Source organism: Paenarthrobacter sp. NPDC092416, assembly GCF_044755025.1.
Taxonomy (GTDB): domain Bacteria; phylum Actinomycetota; class Actinomycetes; order Actinomycetales; family Micrococcaceae; genus Arthrobacter.
In genome coordinates this window covers 110,235-127,781 of sequence record NZ_JBIVQG010000001.1, presented here as the reverse complement: position 1 = coordinate 127,781, position 17,547 = coordinate 110,235, and the positions used below count along the sequence as shown (strand labels likewise).

General features: G+C 63.1%; 21 protein-coding genes. 5 read left to right on the top strand and 16 right to left on the bottom strand.

What is annotated here, in order from left to right:
- Positions 1–9: 9 nt before the first annotated feature.
- Positions 10–891: a 1,4-dihydroxy-2-naphthoate polyprenyltransferase gene (locus ACIQC5_RS00575; RefSeq protein ID WP_400277664.1), complete on the top strand. Its 882-nt coding sequence runs from the start codon at positions 10–12 to the stop codon at positions 889–891.
- Between the two features lie 67 nt (positions 892–958).
- Here the strand turns inward: ACIQC5_RS00575 and ACIQC5_RS00570 are convergent, their stop codons facing one another.
- Entirely contained in the window at positions 959–1,270 is a 312-nt protein-coding gene (locus ACIQC5_RS00570; protein WP_400278664.1) for a DUF4229 domain-containing protein, read from the bottom strand.
- 87 nt (positions 1,271–1,357) lie between these two features.
- On the opposite strand from ACIQC5_RS00570, the gene ACIQC5_RS00565 reads away from it, so the two are divergent.
- Positions 1,358–1,768, top strand: a complete 411-nt coding sequence (locus tag ACIQC5_RS00565; RefSeq protein WP_400277663.1) for a PLD nuclease N-terminal domain-containing protein — start codon at positions 1,358–1,360, stop codon at positions 1,766–1,768.
- A gap of 189 nt (positions 1,769–1,957) precedes the next feature.
- On the opposite strand, the gene ccsB is transcribed toward ACIQC5_RS00565, so the two are convergent.
- From ccsB to ACIQC5_RS00540, 5 genes are read right to left on the bottom strand one after another with little or no spacing between them, the layout of a single operon-like run.
- The gene (gene ccsB, locus ACIQC5_RS00560; RefSeq protein ID WP_400277661.1) at positions 1,958–3,031 is read right to left on the bottom strand and encodes a c-type cytochrome biogenesis protein CcsB; all 1,074 of its coding nucleotides are present in this window, start codon (positions 3,029–3,031) and stop codon (positions 1,958–1,960) included.
- On the bottom strand, positions 3,031–4,776 hold the full coding sequence (locus ACIQC5_RS00555; RefSeq protein ID WP_400277660.1) for a cytochrome c biogenesis protein ResB: 1,746 nt from the start codon (positions 4,774–4,776) through the stop codon (positions 3,031–3,033). The genes ccsB and ACIQC5_RS00555 overlap by 1 nt, the downstream gene beginning before the upstream one ends.
- Positions 4,776–5,531: a cytochrome c biogenesis CcdA family protein gene (locus ACIQC5_RS00550; protein ID WP_400277658.1), complete on the bottom strand. Its 756-nt coding sequence runs from the start codon at positions 5,529–5,531 to the stop codon at positions 4,776–4,778. Before ACIQC5_RS00550 ends, ACIQC5_RS00555 begins: the two co-directional genes overlap by 1 nt.
- Before the next feature lie 4 nt (positions 5,532–5,535).
- Positions 5,536–6,141: a TlpA family protein disulfide reductase gene (locus tag ACIQC5_RS00545; RefSeq protein ID WP_400277657.1), complete on the bottom strand. Its 606-nt coding sequence runs from the start codon at positions 6,139–6,141 to the stop codon at positions 5,536–5,538.
- Positions 6,142–6,147: 6 nt separating this feature from the next.
- A complete protein-coding gene (locus ACIQC5_RS00540) occupies positions 6,148–6,813 on the bottom strand; it encodes a histidine phosphatase family protein (RefSeq protein ID WP_400277655.1) in 666 nt (221 codons plus the stop codon).
- 216 nt (positions 6,814–7,029) lie between these two features.
- Here ACIQC5_RS00540 and ACIQC5_RS00535 point away from each other — a divergent pair, with 216 nt between their 5' ends.
- The 3 genes from ACIQC5_RS00535 to ACIQC5_RS00525 all read left to right on the top strand — a co-directional run bounded on the left by ACIQC5_RS00535 (position 7,030) and on the right by ACIQC5_RS00525 (position 9,529).
- Positions 7,030–7,578: a YceI family protein gene (locus ACIQC5_RS00535; RefSeq protein ID WP_400278662.1), complete on the top strand. Its 549-nt coding sequence runs from the start codon at positions 7,030–7,032 to the stop codon at positions 7,576–7,578.
- Positions 7,579–7,771: 193 nt separating this feature from the next.
- Complete coding sequence (locus ACIQC5_RS00530) at positions 7,772–8,434, top strand: hypothetical protein (protein ID WP_400277654.1); 663 nt, start codon at positions 7,772–7,774, stop codon at positions 8,432–8,434.
- Between the two features lie 261 nt (positions 8,435–8,695).
- The gene (locus ACIQC5_RS00525; protein WP_400277653.1) at positions 8,696–9,529 is read left to right on the top strand and encodes a hypothetical protein; all 834 of its coding nucleotides are present in this window, start codon (positions 8,696–8,698) and stop codon (positions 9,527–9,529) included.
- Between the two features lie 48 nt (positions 9,530–9,577).
- On the opposite strand, the gene ACIQC5_RS00520 is transcribed toward ACIQC5_RS00525, so the two are convergent.
- The 10 genes from ACIQC5_RS00520 to ACIQC5_RS00475 form a co-directional block, all read right to left on the bottom strand.
- On the bottom strand, positions 9,578–10,285 hold the full coding sequence (locus ACIQC5_RS00520; RefSeq protein ID WP_400277651.1) for a redox-sensing transcriptional repressor Rex: 708 nt from the start codon (positions 10,283–10,285) through the stop codon (positions 9,578–9,580).
- A 76-nt stretch (positions 10,286–10,361) separates the two neighbouring features.
- Entirely contained in the window at positions 10,362–10,616 is a 255-nt protein-coding gene (locus ACIQC5_RS00515) for a glutaredoxin family protein (RefSeq protein ID WP_400277650.1), read from the bottom strand.
- 107 nt (positions 10,617–10,723) lie between these two features.
- Positions 10,724–11,689, bottom strand: coding sequence for a DUF559 domain-containing protein (locus ACIQC5_RS00510; protein ID WP_400277648.1), 966 nt, complete (start codon positions 11,687–11,689; stop codon positions 10,724–10,726).
- 79 nt (positions 11,690–11,768) lie between these two features.
- Complete coding sequence (locus tag ACIQC5_RS00505; RefSeq protein ID WP_400277647.1) at positions 11,769–12,587, bottom strand: HAD family hydrolase; 819 nt, start codon at positions 12,585–12,587, stop codon at positions 11,769–11,771.
- A gap of 318 nt (positions 12,588–12,905) precedes the next feature.
- Positions 12,906–13,004 carry a 30S ribosomal protein bS22 gene (locus ACIQC5_RS00500; protein WP_003792170.1) on the bottom strand — a complete coding sequence of 33 codons (99 nt, stop codon included), beginning with the start codon at positions 13,002–13,004 and terminating at the stop codon, positions 12,906–12,908.
- Between the two features lie 172 nt (positions 13,005–13,176).
- Entirely contained in the window at positions 13,177–13,389 is a 213-nt protein-coding gene (locus ACIQC5_RS00495) for a helix-turn-helix domain-containing protein (protein WP_017199160.1), read from the bottom strand.
- Between the two features lie 280 nt (positions 13,390–13,669).
- Complete coding sequence (locus tag ACIQC5_RS00490) at positions 13,670–14,809, bottom strand: 3-deoxy-7-phosphoheptulonate synthase (RefSeq protein WP_400277645.1); 1,140 nt, start codon at positions 14,807–14,809, stop codon at positions 13,670–13,672.
- A gap of 220 nt (positions 14,810–15,029) precedes the next feature.
- The gene (locus tag ACIQC5_RS00485) at positions 15,030–16,037 is read right to left on the bottom strand and encodes an acetylxylan esterase (RefSeq protein WP_400278660.1); all 1,008 of its coding nucleotides are present in this window, start codon (positions 16,035–16,037) and stop codon (positions 15,030–15,032) included.
- A gap of 75 nt (positions 16,038–16,112) precedes the next feature.
- Positions 16,113–16,832 carry a DUF1961 family protein gene (locus tag ACIQC5_RS00480; protein ID WP_400277644.1) on the bottom strand — a complete coding sequence of 240 codons (720 nt, stop codon included), beginning with the start codon at positions 16,830–16,832 and terminating at the stop codon, positions 16,113–16,115.
- Positions 16,829–17,500 (bottom strand): rhamnogalacturonan acetylesterase, encoded by a 672-nt coding sequence (locus ACIQC5_RS00475; RefSeq protein WP_400277642.1) that lies wholly within the window; start codon positions 17,498–17,500, stop codon positions 16,829–16,831. Before ACIQC5_RS00475 ends, ACIQC5_RS00480 begins: the two co-directional genes overlap by 4 nt.
- Between the last annotated feature and the right edge of the window lie 47 nt (positions 17,501–17,547).

Below are 17,547 nucleotides of genomic sequence, written 5' to 3'. Positions count from 1 at the left end.
GTACTGCACGTGGCGACAGCTGCACAATGGATTCAAGGAGCCCGGCTCCGCACACTGCCCGCGGCGATTGCGCCCGTCCTGATCGGTTCGGCGGCAGCGTATGAGCTCCAGGCTTTCCGACTGCCGAACGCGATTCTGGCAGCCCTCGTGGCGCTCCTCCTCCAAGTAGGCGTCAACTACGCCAACGACTACTCCGACGGCATCCGCGGCACGGACGAGGAACGAGTGGGTCCGTTGCGGCTGGTGGGTTCGGGCGTCGCAAAGCCCGAGCACGTGAAGTGGGCCGCGTTCGCCCTGTTTGGCGCCGCGATGGTGTTCGGACTCATCCTGGTGATCATCACCCAAACGTGGTGGCTGATCCTGGTTGGCATCGGCTGTGTGTTGGCTGCCTGGGGTTACACGGGCGGCAAGAACCCCTACGGCTACATGGGCTTGGGCGACGTCTTCGTTTTCGTGTTCTTTGGACTGGTGGCCACGCTCGGCACCACGTACACGCAGGCCGGGCAGGTCAGCCTGGCAGCGGTCATTGGTGCGATCGGCACCGGACTCATCGCCTGCGCCCTGCTGATGGCCAACAATGTCCGAGACATTCCCACCGATACTGTCGCCGGTAAGCGGACCTTGGCCGTGCGCCTGGGCGACCGCCATGCCCGCGAGAGCTACGTGCTCATGCTGGCCGTTGCCATCCTGCTCGTGATCGTGCTTGCCCCGACCAAGCCGTGGATGCTGATCGTGCTCCTGCTGATCCCGGCCTGCCTGATGCCCGCGTGGCTCATGGTCAACGGTAAGAAGCGCAAGAGCCTCATCCCGGTCCTCAAGCAGACCGGCCTGATCAACCTCGGATACAGCGTTTTGTTCTCGCTGGGCCTGGTCCTGAGCCACGGCTTCTAGTCCTATTTACAGCAACGCCCCCCAAGAAACCTTCTTGGGGGGCGTTGCTGTACAGAATCCCGGGGGTTTAGGCGGTGCCAGGGCGCTTGTCGTTGTTGACCGCAATGTCCGGGTTGTTGTCCACCAAACCATCCTCCACGGCGGCATCCTCAACTTCACCGGCCGTCCGGAGGGGCTTGGCCCGACCGGAGAAGCGCTCCCGCATGGCTGCAGTGGCGGCGTCGCGCTGCTTCTGGAAGAAGAGGTAGCTGATGGCGAACGCGATCAGCCCCGCGAAGACCACCGCCAGAATCCAGCCGACGCCCAAAAAGGCGAACAGCACGAACAACGGCACGAACAGCGCCAAACGGATCAGGGAATACTTCAAGAAAGCCACGATCCAAGTTTAGCCGCCCGGATGGTTGCACTCTGATCACGGCCTGTTCCGGGCGTCCAGCGAAAGCATAACGGCGACTAGACTTGATGCATGCTCCGGGTTGTTGGCGTCGTCGTAGTCCTTGTCATCTTCGTCTACGCCCTCGTGGACGTGATCCGCACTGATGGCCGTGAAACGCGTGGCATTTCCAAGCCCGCGTGGATCATCGTGATGATCCTCCTGCCGCTGCTGGGCGCCGTCCTCTGGTTCATCTTCGGCCGGCCGTACGGCAAGCCCAAGGCCCAGCCCACGTATCGCCACCCCACTGCACCGGACGACGACCCCGATTTCCTCCGCAACCTGGAAACCCGTCGCCGGAACCAATCTGAAGCGGACCGCCTCAAGAAGCTCAAGGAAGAGCTCGATGCCAAGGAACGCAAGCTCAACAAGCAGCCCGACGCAGAGTCCGGGGATGCCAAGCGCAGCGAGCCGGATCCCCACGATACCGACGGACTGAAGTAGGCCACCATGGGCCGGCCTGCTGATGGACCGCGGAACCGGCAGCCGTCAGCTACCGAAACCCCATCAGGCAGGCCTCCCCTGACGGTGACCTCGCCGCAATCGAGGCTCTGCACGCCGTGGTCTTAGGGGGCGGATGCACCCTGCCGGCCCCTGGCTTGGAGTCACCAAGGGCCCGGGGGCCTCAGCGGCTTAGAGCCCCGAGTATGAGTGCAGGCCGTTGAAAACCGTGTTCACGAGCGTGAAGTTGATGATGACGCACGCGTAGCCCACAATCGACAACCACGCTGCGCGCGTTCCGGTCCAACCGCGCGTCGCCCGGGCGTGCAGGTAGCCCGCATAGACCACCCAGATCACGAACGTCCACACTTCCTTGGGATCCCAGCCCCAGAACCTGCCCCACGCCTTTTCGGCCCAGATGGCGCCGAACATGAGCGTGAAGGTCCAGCCGATGAAGGCAATCGCGTTGATGCGGTAGGACAGGTTTTCCAGGCTCAGCGCGTTGGGTACCACCCGCATGAAGGCAAGGTTGTCCGCACGGCCTGCGGCAAGGTTCTTCTGCCGGTACGACTGAAGCAACTGCAGCGCGGACATGGCGAAGGTGAGAGTGAAAAGAGCCGAGGACAGCACGGCAATGGATACGTGGATGACGAGCCAGTAGCTCTGCAGAGCAGGAACCAGGTGGCCCACCGGTGTCCAGAAGGATACGGAGGCAGCCACCAGCATGATGATGGCCAGGCCGAGCACGAACGTGCCCAGGAAGCGCAGGTCACGGCGGATCAGCGTGATGAGGAAGACAGCGACTGCAACGAAAGCGCCGGTGGTGAGGAACTCGTACATGTTGCCCCACGGCACACGGCCCGCGCCCAAGGCACGCGTTACGACGCCTGCGCCGTGGATCAACACGCCCAGTACTGTCAGCGCCACGGCAACGCGGGCTGGTACACGGCGTTCGGCTGCGTACTTCATGTCGCCTGCCGCTGTGCCGCTCTCAACGGTGAGGCCCGACGTCGGGCGCTCGGCGCGGCCAGCCGGCCCACCGGCGTCGGGACCTCCCAAGCCAACCGTCGCACCAACGCGGCCAGCGGCCACGGTGACCTTTTCGGCGCCGGCGGCGGCCGCAGCCTTGAGGTCGAGGGCGTGGAACGTCTTGCTGCTCTTGGCCAGATCCCAGGCAAATGCGATGAACGCCACGGTGTACGTGCCGGCGGCCAACAGCATGAACAGCTCGCTGTATTGGCCCAGGGTTTCGTTGATTGCGGGCATTACTGGTCCTTCGAGGTTGAGGAAGAGACGGTGTCGGTTGTGTCGGGGTCACCGGAGATGCGCCATTCGCGGGCCAAGAGTTCGCGCAGTGCTGCGGCTTCACCGGCCAGGCGGTGGTCTTCGCCGCGGGCCAACAGGCCGTATTCCACCATGGTTCGGCCGTCCTCGTGGGTTCCGGTGCGGACCCAGACGCGGCGGCGGTTGATGTAGAGCGAGGTCACCAGGCCGGCCACTGCCAGGAGGCCGAAGAGCAGTGCATACAGCTGGCCGGGGTTGTGGTGGATGTCGATGCCCACGTACTTCTTGACGCCGTCGAAGGTGATACTGCCCTTGCCCTCGGGAAGCGTGGCTGTGGTACCCGGAGCCAGCGTGATGCCGCCCGCTTCCAGGTCACGGCCATTGAGTTGCTTCAGGTTCTTGACGTCCAGTTCGAAGACGTTCTGCGGCACGCCTTTGTCCAGCCCAAGGTCGCCGTAGAAAGAGTTGAGGCTCAGCTGCGGGTTGATCAGCTCGGGATCGCCGCTGAACGAGATTCCCTCGTCAGTGACGAACGCCGTGGGCAGGAAGAAGCCCACAAAACCGAGCTGTTCGGGCTTGCCGTCCGGAACCTTGATGACCACGGACGAGTAGTAGTTGTCACCCTGAACCTTGGCCGTCACAGGACCCTGGAAGGCGATGTTGCCCTCGCCGTCACGGACCGTTACCACCGGTGCGTAGCCGTTTCCGGTGAGGTAGAGGCTGGTGCCGCCGAGCGAAATGGGGTCGTTGACCTTCAGGACTTGCTTCTCAGCCGGCGAATCCGGGGTTTCCTTGGTGGTGACCTCGGCGGTGTAGTCGATCGGCTGGCCGAACTTGCTTTTCGTTTCGCGGTCGAACGTGGCCTCAAACTTGTCCAATTGGATGGAGTAAGGCTGCAATGAGCTGCTCTGGAAGTTGGTCCCCGGTGTGAACTGGTCGTAGCCAACCAACGTATTTACGAACGTATCGCCTTCCACCAGGATGCGCTGGCCGCTGTACCCGAACAGGCCCCCGATGGCCACGGACACCAGCACACCGATCAGCGCGGTGTGGAACACCAGGTTGCCCACTTCCTTCAGGAAGCCGCGCTCGGCACCCAAGTTCGGAAGGGCGCCGTCGACGTCCCTGACCTCAACGCGGTAGCCGCGCTTCTTGAGCAGCCCGGCGGCATCGTTGATGGCCTTCGACGCCGGGATCCCGGCGTCGGCGGGCAGTGCCAGCGTGCCGTACTCCGGCAGGCGCGAAAGACGTTTGGGGGTGCGCGGCGGCTGCGACTTCATGGCCTTGTAATGGGCGATCGCGCGCGGCGTGACACAGCCAATCAGCGAAATGAACAGCAGGATATAGATCGCGGAGAACCAGGCCGAGGAGTAGACATCGAACATCTGGAGGGCATCCAGGAACGGTCCGGTCGCCGGGTTGTTCTTGATCCACTCCGTGACCGTTACCGGATTCGCGGCCCGCTGCGGGAACAAGGAGCCCGGCACTGCGCCTACCGCGAGCAGGAGCAGCAGGAACAGGGCCGTGCGCATGCTGGTCAGCTGCGTCCACGACCACCGGAGCATGTCCTTGAAACCGAGCGCGGGAAGGGCTGCCTCGGCCTTGGCCTGCTTGACCTTGCTTTTGCCCTCGTCGCTGCCGTCGGCGTTGCGTTCGGGCAGGTCTGCAGCCTCGACTGCGTCAGTGCCTGCGGCGTTCTTCTTCTTGGCTTTCACGGACTCGCTCATCAGATCGGCAACTTCACATCGGTTTGGAACCAGTACTGCAACTCGGTCACCCAGGTGCCCCACACACCGGTGGCCATCAGGATGCCGAGCAAAATCAGGATGCCTCCGCCAATGCGCTGAATGGCCAGGCGGTGCGTCCGGAAGAACGCCATGACACCCATCCCCCGGCGGACCGCCAACGCGATCAGGAGGAAGGGAACGCCCAAGCCAAGGCTATAGACAAACGCCAGCAACGCACCTTTTGCCGCCGAGGATCCGCCGGACATGCTCAGCAACTGCACTGCGGAGTAGGTGGGGCCGATGCACGGCGCCCAGCCGAGACCGAACGTCAGGCCCAGAAGCGGCGCGCCCCACAGACCGGCTGGAGGCTTGGCGTGGAGCTTGGCGTCACGCTGGAGCCAACCGAATCCGCCCATGAAAACGATGCCCATGACAATCACCAGGACACCCAGCAATTGCGTGATCCAGGCATTTTGCGGGCCGGTCAGCAACGTGCCGAGCTGGCCGAATGCACCGCCAAGGAGGACGAAAATCACGGAGAACCCGAGTACGAACAAACCGATTCCGGCGAGCATGCGGCCGCGCCGCTGCTTCTGGAGGTCGACGCCGGTCAGCCCGGTCACGTAGCCCAAGTAACCGGGCACGAGGGGAAGGACGCATGGCGAAAGGAACGAAACCAGCCCTGCCAACAGTGCCACGGGCACAGCCAGCAGCAGTGAACCGTTAAGGATCGTCTCGGCGAAGGGGCTGTTCATGGCGCTACTCAGCTACTGCGGACGTGATGAGGGCTTTGAGGGTACTCTTCTCGATTTCACCGAGCACGCGGGAGGCCACTTTGCCGTCCTTGTCCAGGACCAGCGTGGTGGGAACGGCTCCAGGAGGAACGATCCCGGAGACGGACAGCAGCACGGCGCCGTCCTTGTCGTTGAAGCTCGGGTACGTCAGGTTGAAGGTCTTGTCGAAGGCCTCCGCGGTGGCTTTCTCATCGCGGAGGTTCACACCGAAGAACTGGACGCCCTGGTCCTTGAATTCCTGGTGGAGCGCTTCAAGCTGCGGGGCTTCCACGCGGCAGGGGGCGCAGGCAGCGAACCAGAAGTTCAGCACCGTGACTTTGCCTTTGAGGTCCTCGGGCTTTACGTCAGTGCCGTTGAACAGCGTGCCCTTGAGGGCAACGGGTGCGGCACGGTCAGCCTTGGCGAACTCGGTCACGGAACCGTCGCCGGCAACATAGTTCTTGTTGTCGCCCGCTTTGGCCTGCTTGGCCAGGGCGTCTTCCTGCGCACACGCTGAAAGGCCCATGGTCAGGCCGGCAAGGAGGACGCCGCCGGCCGTGAGTGCTGCGCGGCGGGAAAGGTTGGTGTCCATATCTCTCTATGCCCCCGGGGTGCTGGCCGCGCCGGGAAGCAGCACGGCAGCGGGTTCGCTGTAGTCAACGCGCGCAATCTTGCCGTCGTCGTCGAATACAAGGGACGTCAGGGAAGTGAGCGTGCATTCACGCTTGCGGGGATCGTGCGCAAGGCGACGCCCCTCGGCGGTCAAGCGGGTGGACCAAATCGGCAGCTGGTGACTGACGAGCACGGCTTCGGCGCCGTCGCCACCCAGCTCAATGGCCTTGACCCGTGCATCCTCCACCGCGGCCAGCACACGGGCGGCCTGTTCGGTATACGGTTCGCCCCACGACGGGCGCATTGGATTGCGGAAGTAGATCCAGTGCTTTGGTTTCATGAATTCGCCGGGGGTGGGGTGGAGACCCTCAAAGTGGTTCTCTGCCTCGATGATCCGTGGCTCGGTGTGGATCTCGAGATTGAGAGCCTCGGCCGTGGGCATGGCCGTTTCCTGGGCGCGCGTCAGCGGCGAGGCGACCAGGTAGACGATCTTGGCACCATCGCTGACGCGGGCTGCGAAGTGGTCCGCGAGCATCCGGGCCATCTGCCGGCCCCGCTCGGAGAGGTGGAATTCCGGCAGCCGGCCATACAGGACGCCATCGGGATTGTGGACCTCGCCATGGCGAAGCAGATGGACAGTTGCTTGGGGCATGTTTACCAGTTTCTCAAAGAAGCGGGGCGATCTGAAATCTTCTACCGACAGTAGAACTCAAAGTTTTCCGAAAATGTTCCAGCGGAGTGGAATAAAAGATGCATATGCATGTTTATACTGAGTACAGCGCTCGGTTGACACTTCAAGTAATCGCTTGGAGCTGCCGGCCGGGCAAGCAAGCGGAAACCTTCCACACCACTTAGGAGCAACACCATGATGACTATCCCCGCCAACGTCACCACCGGCATCTGGACCCTCGACAACTCGCACAGCGAGATCGGCTTCACCGTCCGCCACGCGGGCATCAGCAAGGTCCGCGGCCAGTTCAAGGACGCCGAGGCCACCCTGGAGGTCGGCGAAGCACTGACCGATTCCAAGGTCACCGCCTCCATCCAGACCGCCAGCTTCGACTCCGGCGACGTCAACCGCGACGGCCACGTCAAGGGTGAAGACTTCTTCGACGTCGAGAAGTTCCCGGAAATGACCTTCGTCTCCCGCCACGTCAAGGCCAACGGCGACGGCTTCGACCTCGTGGGCGATCTCACCATCAAGGGCGTCACCAAAGAGGTCTCCATCGAGACCGAATTCAACGGCGTAGCGGTCGACCCGTTCGGCAACACCCGGGCAGGCATCTCCGGCGAGACCACCATCAGCCGCAAGGAGTTCGGCCTCACCTGGAACGCCGTGCTCGAAGCCGGCGGCGTCCTGGTCAGCGACAAGGTTGTCATCAACCTTGAGCTCGCGTTCATCGCACCTTCCGCCTGATCCTGTCCGGCCCCTGTCCGGGATCATCATGCGCATCAACGGCGCCTCAGCACAGTGCATGTTCACCGTGCGGGGGCGCCGTTTCGCGTACTCATGAGTCACCCACCAATTGTTCGGCAGATAGCCTGTATTTGGCTGCGAATTGGCTCCGAATTTCCTATGCATCCTTCAACCTGCGGTCTAAAGTGATGCCATGAGTAACCCAGACGAAGTTCCACAGCCTCAGCAGCCCGGCGCCCAGCCTCCGCAGCCCGGCAATGTTCCTCCTGCGGGTTACCAGCCTCCGCAGGGCTACCAACCACCACAGGGATATCAGCCGCCGTCGCAGCCCGTTCCTCCGGCTCAGCCGGGCCAGCCAGCCCAGCCGGGCGGTTTCCACTTCGAGATGCCCACTGACGGACCCCGTAACTTCAATGACGTGATGCCGCAGGGCGGATTCTCCGGAATCTTCAAAACACAGGGCTTGCCCACAGAGCTGAAAGTGTCCTACTTCATCTGGGTCATTTGGGGCCTGATCGGCCTCCTGCTCGGACTCATCGGCTTCTTCGTCGTTATCGCGGCCTTCGCGTTCGCACCGGGCTATGCCGCTTTGGCTCTGGTCTTCGTGTTGATCGGGTTGGCGGTCTCGGCGGCACAAATCGTCATGGCCATGAAGATGAAGGAAGGCAAGGAGTGGGCCCGCCTCGCCTTGACCATCCTGGCCGCCGTTTCCTTGCTGCTCGCCATCTTCAGCGCCGCAAACGCCGGCGGGGCCGGCGGCAACTGGTTCGGCTTCCTCGTCAGCGCCGTCGCAGTGGTGCTGATGTGGCTCCCGAACTCGCAACTCTGGTTCAAGGCAGTCAAGGGCGGCGTCTAGCGCTACCTCATATGCCGCCGTCGGGTTTGACGGGCGAGCATGCGAGCAGAAGGCCGCGGCCGGTTCCCCGGGGGACCCCGCGGCCTTCATCATGAAGGCGTAAGCCGTCAGGATGATTTCCCCGCGATACAGGAAATTCCTGCGTGTGATCGGTAGCAGCGCCGGACCCTGGAGGTACGGTTGAAGCAGAGCCAGGCTGGGGGAGGGTCTTCTTGCTGAACCCGGCAGCCGTCACAGCAGTCGAACAAGCAAAGGAACAGCATGAGCAACCCTCCGTACCCGCCGTCCAACCCGGGCGACGCTCCCAAGCCTGAGCAGCCGCAGTACGGCGAACGCTCCCCCGAACAGGGACAGCAGCCATCCGCGCCGCAGCCTCCCGCACCGCAGTATGGTCAGCCCGCTGCACCCCAGTACGGCCAGCCGGCCCCGCAGCCGCCCTCACCTTACGGCCAGCCCGCCGCACCCCAGTACGGGCAGCAGGCTCCGCAGTTCGGTCAGCAGGCTCCGCAGTTCGGGCAGCAGGCTCCGCAGTTCGGTCAGCAGCCCTCGCCGTACGGCCAGGTTCCGCAGTACGGCCAGGACACCAACTGGCCGAGCCAGCAACCAGGTCCTGCAACGGTTCCCCCGCTGGTCAACATGTCCTTCTGGATGATCATCGCAGCCGGCGCACTCTCCGCCATCAGCTCGCTGGTTCTTGCCTTCAGCGGAGGGCAGCCCTTCATTGATGCCATGATGCAGCAAGCTGCCCAGCAGGGCCAGGAGTTCCCTCCCGGTGCCTTTGAAGGCATGCAGGGCGCCATGGCAGTGGGCGGAATCATCGGCGCCATCATTTCGCTGGGCCTCTACGCGCTGGTGGCCTTCCCGGTCCGCAAGGGCAAGAACTGGGCCAGGATCCTTGGCACGGTCTTCGCTGCGATCTCCGTTCTGGGCCTCACCAGCCTCTTCACCCTCGGCGCGCTCTACGGCGTGCTCCAGCTCCTGACAATCCTGCTGGGTGTCGCAGCGATCGTCCTGCTGTACCTGCCGGCGTCGGCCCCGTACTTCCGCAAGCAGCAGGCATTCGGCAACCCATACCAGAACCCGTACGGCCGCTAGGCCTTACATATTCAGCAGCACCCTCCAACGGGCGTGGACCCGGTTCGGCTAAACAGCCTGGCCCGGTGTCTGCGCCCGCTGTGCGTGGTAGGCCAGAATCTGGAGTTCGGTGGCCATGTCCACTTTGCGCAGGTTGACGTGCGGCGGGACCTGCAGCAGCACCGGGGCGAAGCTGAGGATGCTCCGGATTCCCGCGGCGATCACCCGGTCGCAGACTGCTTGGGCAACAGTCGCTGGAAGCGCCAGCACCACCATGTTGGTGTGCGTACGTTCCAGGACCCGCTCCAATTCCGCGGTATCGCTGACCCGCAGCCAGCCGACCTCGTTGCCGATCACCATCGGGTCCGCATCGAAGATTGCCACGACGTCGAAACCCCTCGATTCGAAGCCGCCGTACCGTGCCAAGGCCTTGCCGAGGTTACCGGCACCGACTATCGCGACCTTCCAGTCGTGCGTCAGTCCAAGAGCCGCAGCGATGTGCCGGCTCAGGTATTGGACTTCGTAACCGACACCACGCGTGCCGTAGGAGCCCACATAGGACAGGTCCTTGCGAAGGGTGGAAGAGCTGACGCCCGAGGCTTCGGCCAGGGCTTCGGAGGAGACGCGTTCCACGCCTTCCGCCAAAAGGGAGTTGAGCGCGCGCAAATAAAGAGTCATCCGGGCCACAGCAGCGGGCGGGATCTGCTTCGTCGCAGCTTCGTTATCACCCGTCGTTGCCTCCGGGGACGGTTCCAGCGCAGTCACGGTATTCTCCATTGAGTTGCTTGTTGTTCCACTCTAGGGCCCTGTTGCCGGACTCAACAAAAGCCGTTACTTTCCGGTAACCGCGCCGTCAGTTTTGGATGACTTTCTGCAGTACACGGGTCAGCCGTTGCTCGTCGATCTTCCAAAAGTCGCGCTGGATGCCGTTCACCAACACCACGGGAATCTCTTCTGCGTAACGCTCCTGGAGTTCGGGGTCGGCGTCGATGGTCTGCTCCGACCAGTTCACGCCAAGCGAAGACGTAACGCGTTCGACGGCGGCACGCGCCTCCGCGCAGAGGTGGCAGTCAGCTTTGGTGAGGAGTACGACGTCGGGATTAGCCATGTCTCAACGGTATCTGTCCACGCCCTTCTCCCCCAACGCTCTCCCACATCCCACCCCCAGCCGGGCCACCCCCACTCACATCCCACCCCCAACCGGGCCACCCTCACTCACATCCCACCCCGGACGAAGCCAGCGCGGACGGCCGGATCTGTCCAGGCGGTCCGGAGCACTTTCTTGATCCGCCGTGTGGCTTTGGCAAAGTTGTCCGCCAGATCCTCTTTTCCAAATTTGAGGACTACCCATCCTGCTGCTTCGAAAGCCTTATCCCGACGCCGATCGCTCAGTGCCTGTGCCTCCTCAAGGTGATGACCGCCGTCGTACTGGATGGCGACCCGGCGGCCGCGGAAGCCCAAATCAGCCGAGGGCGAGAACGGGTCATCTGGTCGAAGTCGGACCTGCAACTCTGGTTCCGGAATGCCGGCGTCAAGCATGGCAAGTCGCAGGAGCGTCTCAGGTGCAGAATCCGCCCCTACGCGCATGATCTCCAACGCTTCCCTGGCACGGACCACGCCCTGGAAATTCTTGTGGCGGTCCACCATTGTCCTGAGGGCAGCGATGGTTGTGAAGGAGTCAGTTCGCCCTTCGAATTCCGGCCGGGGAATCCGAATCAGTTCGTCGCCAAGACAGACCAGATCGGACAGTGGCAGACGACGTGCCAGGTCCAGCCATGTTCTGGCACGTGTGCTGATGCAGATGCCGTGAACATTCTCGATTTCGTCTTCGGAAACCAACACCGTGTGCCCTATCACTCCCTTGCGTCGTACCGGCTGCAAATGGCGAGGCTTGCTCAGGTGAAGCTCGTTGGAATCCGACAGCCAAGGGGGCAGGCAAAGCCCATGGATGCGGGCGGCCGTAACATGTGAGACCCAGGCGCCTGGGCTCGAAGCCGAGAGAGACCGAGCGGCAGCGGTGAGTTCAAAATCCCAGTCGGCATGCCGATACAACCCCCGGCTCACCGACTCAATTTCGGGACGACGCCATAACTGCGGCCGCGCAACGCCAGCAGTAATGGCCTCTTCCAGCGTAAACGGAGCGACGACAAGCGTTGCGGGGAAGGGCGTTGATTTTTCCATACGGCATTGTTGCCCAGAAGCACTTAAGCCTGCAGAAGTTATCCACAGGTGCGTTTGGGCGGGCCGGATCCAGGAGAGTTTAAACGCGTGGGCCGCGGAAATTTGAGAAACCTCGCCACAGCCCGTAGACAGCCCCGCCCACGGTGGCTGCCTTGAGCCCGAGAGTCGCGGCCCTGCGGCCGGACCGGAAGTCATACACGGGCCAGTTGTGCTCGCGCGCGTGGCGGCGGAGCCGGGAATCCGGATTGATGACCACCGGATGGCCCACAAGGGTGAGGAGCGGGATGTCGTTTGCAGAGTCGCTGTATGCCCAGCAGTGATCGAGATCCAGGTTCTCTTCCTCGGCCACCCGCTTGACTGCCACGGCTTTGGCTGAACCGTGCAGAATGTCGCCCACCAAGCGCCCGGTGTACATGCCGGCTTCTACCTCGCCCACCGTTCCCAGTGCGCCGGTCAGCCCGAGCCTGGTGGAAATCACCGTCGCAACTTCAATGGGAGTGGCGGTCACCAACCAGACCTTTCGCCCCACGCGCAGGTGCTGTTCGGCCAGCGCCTTTGTTCCGGGCCAGATCCGGGACTCGATCATTTCGTCGTAGACCTCTTCGCCCAGAGCCATGACATCCGCCACCGAAATACCGGCCGCAAGGGTGAGGGCAGAGTCGCGAACGGAATGGACGTCATCCATGTTTTCGCCGCGCATCACAAACTTGAACTGTTTCCAGGCGAAGCCGGCTGCCTGGGAGAGAGTGAACGCCTTGCGCTCATACATCTTGCGGGCCACATGGAAGAGGCTCGCGCCCTTCATGAGGGTGTTGTCGACGTCGAAGAAAGCGGCTTCGCCAGTGTGCTGCGGCGCCTTGGCCTCCGTGACCGCAGCGGCGTTCTTCTCGTCGGGCATGCCTCGAGTCTAGCCAAATTGCCCGGTCAGTGCTGCGGGCGCACGACGGCGACTGTGCCGCCGTCGTGCGTATGACGTGAGAGAGGGCCGATGGAAACCCGACAGGATGTGAGAGAGGGCCGGGGGAAACCCGACAGGATGTGAGAGGGGGCCGGTGGAAACCCGACAGGACCTGAGAGAGGGCCGATGGAAACCCGACAGGACCTGAGAGAGGGCCGATGGAAACCCGACGGGATGTGAGAGAGGACCGGTGGGGTGGGATGCAAAAATGCCCGCCGCCTCGAAAGGCTGCGGGCATTCACGCTTTGTGAAGTATCTCTACTTCTTATTGCGGCGCTGGTGGCGAGTCTTGCGAAGCAGCTTGCGGTGCTTCTTCTTGGCCATACGCTTGCGGCGCTTCTTGATAACTGAACCCACGAAAGTTCCTTACAAACTAGATGAAGGTCCTGTCTGTTGGAACGGATCCGCGGACAAAGCAGCAGACAGCACAACTGACAGATTCTTACAATGACGTAAAACGTTCCTTAACAGAGTACCGCTTCGGAGGGGCACCCCGTGACCACGGTCCGCGGGACGGACCTTGGCAGCCTCAGGCAGTTTCGGATTGCCCGTCCACCACAGCACCTTTGAGGTACTGGGCAACGGCCTCTTCCGGAACCCGGAAGGAACGGCCGAACCGGACGGCCGGCATTTCCCCTGAGTGGACCAGGCGATACACAGTCATTTTGGAAACACGCAAGACGTCGGCCACTTCAGCCACCGTCATGAAACGCGCATTCGAGAAGTTAGTCTCCGCGGACATTTCCCATATTCCTTTGCTCTCAGCTGGACAGGACACCCCCAGTAGAACGGTGTGCCGATGCTGAGCCATCAAACAACCATGTGCTAGATACTCTAGGGGCTGATGGGGCCAATGTGAAAGTGTTTCCAGCAACTGGGAGCCTGCTTCTCGGCTGTAGATCACCCGTTTCGGGGGTTGGCTGCGAGGAATGCCGAACGCACGGCATGATCCGCAGCGAACCCCCGAAACGGGCCACCCCCGAACGGAACACGGCCGGAACGGGACCCGGCTCAGCCCGCCACTACTCGGCCGTAGCAACCCGACGCTTGCGGGCAGAGGCGGCAAGCTGCTCCAGCACCGACGCCGTAACATCCCACTCCATGCAGGCGTCCGTCACGCTTTGGCCGTAGACCAATTCCTGCTCACCTGCCAGCTGCTTGGCCGTATCCAGGTTCTGTGCCCCGCCAACCAGGAAGCTTTCGAGCATCACGCCGGCGATCGGCGAGCTCTCCCCTGCCTCAAGCTGCGCACCGATTTCCAGCGCAACTTCGGCCTGACGGTGGTGGCTCTTGCCGCTGTTGGCGTGGCTGGCGTCCACGATCAGGCGGGGGTTCAGTCCCTTCGCGGCCAACTTGGACGAGGCGGCAGCGACATCTTCCTGCGAGTAGTTCGGGCCCTTGCGTCCGCCGCGCAGGATCACGTGGGTGTCCGGGTTGCCCGACGTCGCCACGAGAGCCGCGCGACCGTCGTCGTCGATTCCGAGGAAGGCCTGCTCAGCGGCAGAGGCGCCGCACGCGTCAATCGCCACCTGGAGGTCGCCGTCGGTGCCGTTCTTGAAGCCGATGGGCATGGACAGGCCGGAGGCGAGCTGGCGGTGGATCTGGCTTTCGGTGGTGCGGGCGCCGATCGCGCCCCAGGATACGAGGTCCGCCATGTACTGCGGGCTGATCGGCTCCAGGAATTCGGTGGCCGTGGGAAGTCCGAGCGCCGTGACCTGCTTCAGGAAGCCACGGGCTGCGCGCAGGCCTGCGGCGATGTCGTGGCTGCCGTCGAGGTGGGGATCGTTGATGAGGCCCTTCCAGCCGACCGTGGTGCGCGGCTTCTCGAAGTAGGTGCGCATGACCACCAGCAAGTCTTCCTTGTGCTTCTCGGCCTGGCTGACCAGCCGGCGGGCGTATTCAAGGCCGGCCTTGGGATCGTGGATGGAGCACGGACCAACGATCACCAGCAGACGGTCATCAACGCCGTCCATGATGGCGCGGACTTCGTCACGGCCACGGTCGACGACGGCAGCTGAGCGGGCGTCGAGCGGCAACTCAGCGATGAGGTCCTGCGGTGCCGGAAGGGGCTCGAAGCGGGCGACGCGGAGGTTGGAGGTGGTGGGCTGCGTGGCGTTAGCGGATTCGAGCGATTCAGTGGGTTCTGCGGTGATGCTGGTCATTTTCTGGGTCCTGTTCCGGATGCGGAGCGGGCCCCTTTTCAGAACCCGCCGGATATGGCGAAGGGCAGAGAATGATCTCTGCCCTGTTGGCTCTGAAGGAAAGTTGGATGCGTGTCAGTTAGACGCGGGCCCCTCCAGAGCCAACGAAAAATACGCATACCAACGGTTAGTCATAGCCACACCATAACCGCGGTTCAGTGAACGGGACAAATCGTGTCCATCAAGATGACAGCAGTTTGCGAAGGAACTGCAACTGCTTGATCCAGTGATGCTCCTGCCCACCCTCGTGGTTGTTGAAGCGGTAAACCTCGACGTCCTTCTCCGGGGCGCCGCCTGAAACCCCGTAATTGTTGTAGCTTGCGAAGACGGTGGACGGCGGGCAAATGTCGTCCATCTGCGCCGCGGAAAAGAGCGCAGGCACACTGGCAGCCCGGCCCAGGTGCACGCCGTCGAAATAGTTCAACACAGCCAACATGGAGTCATAGCGGTCCCGGTGGCGGCCCAGGAAGCCGGCAATCTCCGGATACGGACCACGCGGGGCGATGTCGATCGCGCGCGGGAAATCCTGCAGGAACGGGACGTCGGGCAGCGCGGCGATGACGCCGTCGAGCCTTCCGGCCGCAAGCCCTGCAGCCGCAACGGTGATGCCCCCGCCTTGGCTCACACCGGCCAGGATTACTTTGGAACGGTCGACGGCGGGATGGCTCTGCGCCGCTTCTACCGCCCGGAAGGCGTCCACGTAGACTCGCCGGAAATAATAGTTGTCTTGGTGATCGGCGCCTCGGGTCATGAGTCCGGCGTAGTTGATGCCGCCCGCCGAGGGGTGCGGATCCGGGGTGTCTCCGGAGACGCCGCCATAGCCTTGGCCGCGCGTATCCATAATGAAGTGCGCGTAGCCGGCCTGTGCCCATCGGGTGTTCTGGTTGACGAGTCCGCGGCCACCTGAATAGCCGATGTACTCCACCACGACGGGAAGCTCGGCGCTGGGCTCAAGCTGGGACGGGACATGCAGCCAGCCCTTGATGCGGTCTCCTCCGAAGCCGGAATACGAGACATCGAAGGTGTCGATCACGCCGAGGTAGTTGTCCACGGGCTCAAAGACTGCCGCCAGCGGGTGCGCCTGCGCCTCGGCAAGGGTGCGGTCCCAGAAGGCGTCCAGATCCGCCGGCGGCACCGCGCTGGAGGTGTAGTCGCGGAGCTGCTCAAGGGGAAGATCGAAGAGGGGCATGGTCCATTCCGGTTCAGGTTGGTAAGAGGGGTGGCGGGGGGCTGATGCAGGCAAGTGCGGCATCCTGAGGACATCCTACGTCATGGCGCCGTGTCCCGGGTCGCAGGATTCCGCGGCTCGAAGAGTCTCGACGACAAGGTTCCGGTAGGCGGCCTTGAGGGGCGCCATCTGGCGGATTCCGAAGTATCCGCCGCCCAAATGCTGCGGGCCCGGGTCGTCCCACTCGAACAGGGGCAGGCCGTTGATGGAGAAGCCCACCCGCGGGCCATCCTTGATGACTTCCATCCGATAGAAGCCGTTCGCGTCGTCTGCCGGAGGGAGCGGATCGGCGCCCTGTGTCACGAGCTCGAAGCCGGCGCTCTTTCGAAGGTTGCACGTCCGGAACGCCCGCTCGGAAGCGTACTTATGCCGGAAGTACGAGATATGAAGGGCATCGATGTCCCCCGAGTGATACTGCGGATAGAAGCCCGTTCGCGGTGCCAAGTCTGAGGAGAAAAGGTTCTCCCCGCGATGACCCGCTGCGGAGAAGAACACCATGGCAAGGCCGGGCTCCGCCAACGGCAGGAACTCCCAGCTGATCCGGACGTGATCCGGCAGTTCTTCCCGGCACCACAGGGTCCAGTGCGCGCGATCTCCGTGCTCCTCCGCGTCAAGCGAGCCCGACAGGACCAGCGCGCTGGTCCCATCGGCACCCACGCCCGGCCCGCCGTCGTCGTACGTTCCTGACTGAACCGGACCTTCGGCGACCCAATCAGCAATGTCCGCAGGACCCCTCAGGGCGTTGGAATAGATCAAACCTGCGCTCCCACCCTGACGCTGGAAGCCAGCCCGTAGCCCAAGGCCTCCAACTGCTCGGCGACGAAAACCGCAATGCGTTTGGCACCCTTCTCGTGGAAGTGCGTATCGTCCTCGAGGCCGCCGGCCCAGTGCGAGTGCTCGCCGGGAGCGACGTGGAAGAACAATTCCTTGGAGCGTTCCTCCCCCAGTTCGGTATAGAGGTTGCGGGTCCAGGCATTGAGGTCAATGACGGCCACGCCAAGTTCGTCCGCCAGTTTGCGAACCACCAGAGGGTAGTCGCCCAACGTGACATCGAGGCGTCCGGCCGTGAAGTGTCGCCGCTCCACCGAGGTGCACAGGATGGGAACGCCGCCCTTGGACCGGACGTCGGCCAACATGCGGCGGAGGTTGTCCGTATAGCCAGTCCGGGCGGCGAGGTGCTCGCGCTTTTGGTCGTTGTGGCCGAATTGGATCAGGACAAGATCGCCCTGCACCGTCTGATGGAGCAACTCGTGCCAGAGGCCCTCAGCACGGAACGACTCCGTGGTGGCACCACCCTTGGCATGGTTGTGGACGGCGGCCCACCAGTAGGTCTCAGGCGCGAGATGGGCGCCCCAGCCGCTCATGGGGTACTCGTAGCTGGGGCAGGCAGCCACAGTGGAGTCGCCCGCGAGGAGGATTTTCATGGTTGTCCTTTCGTGATTTTGGGAGCGCAAGAGCCACGGGAGCCCAA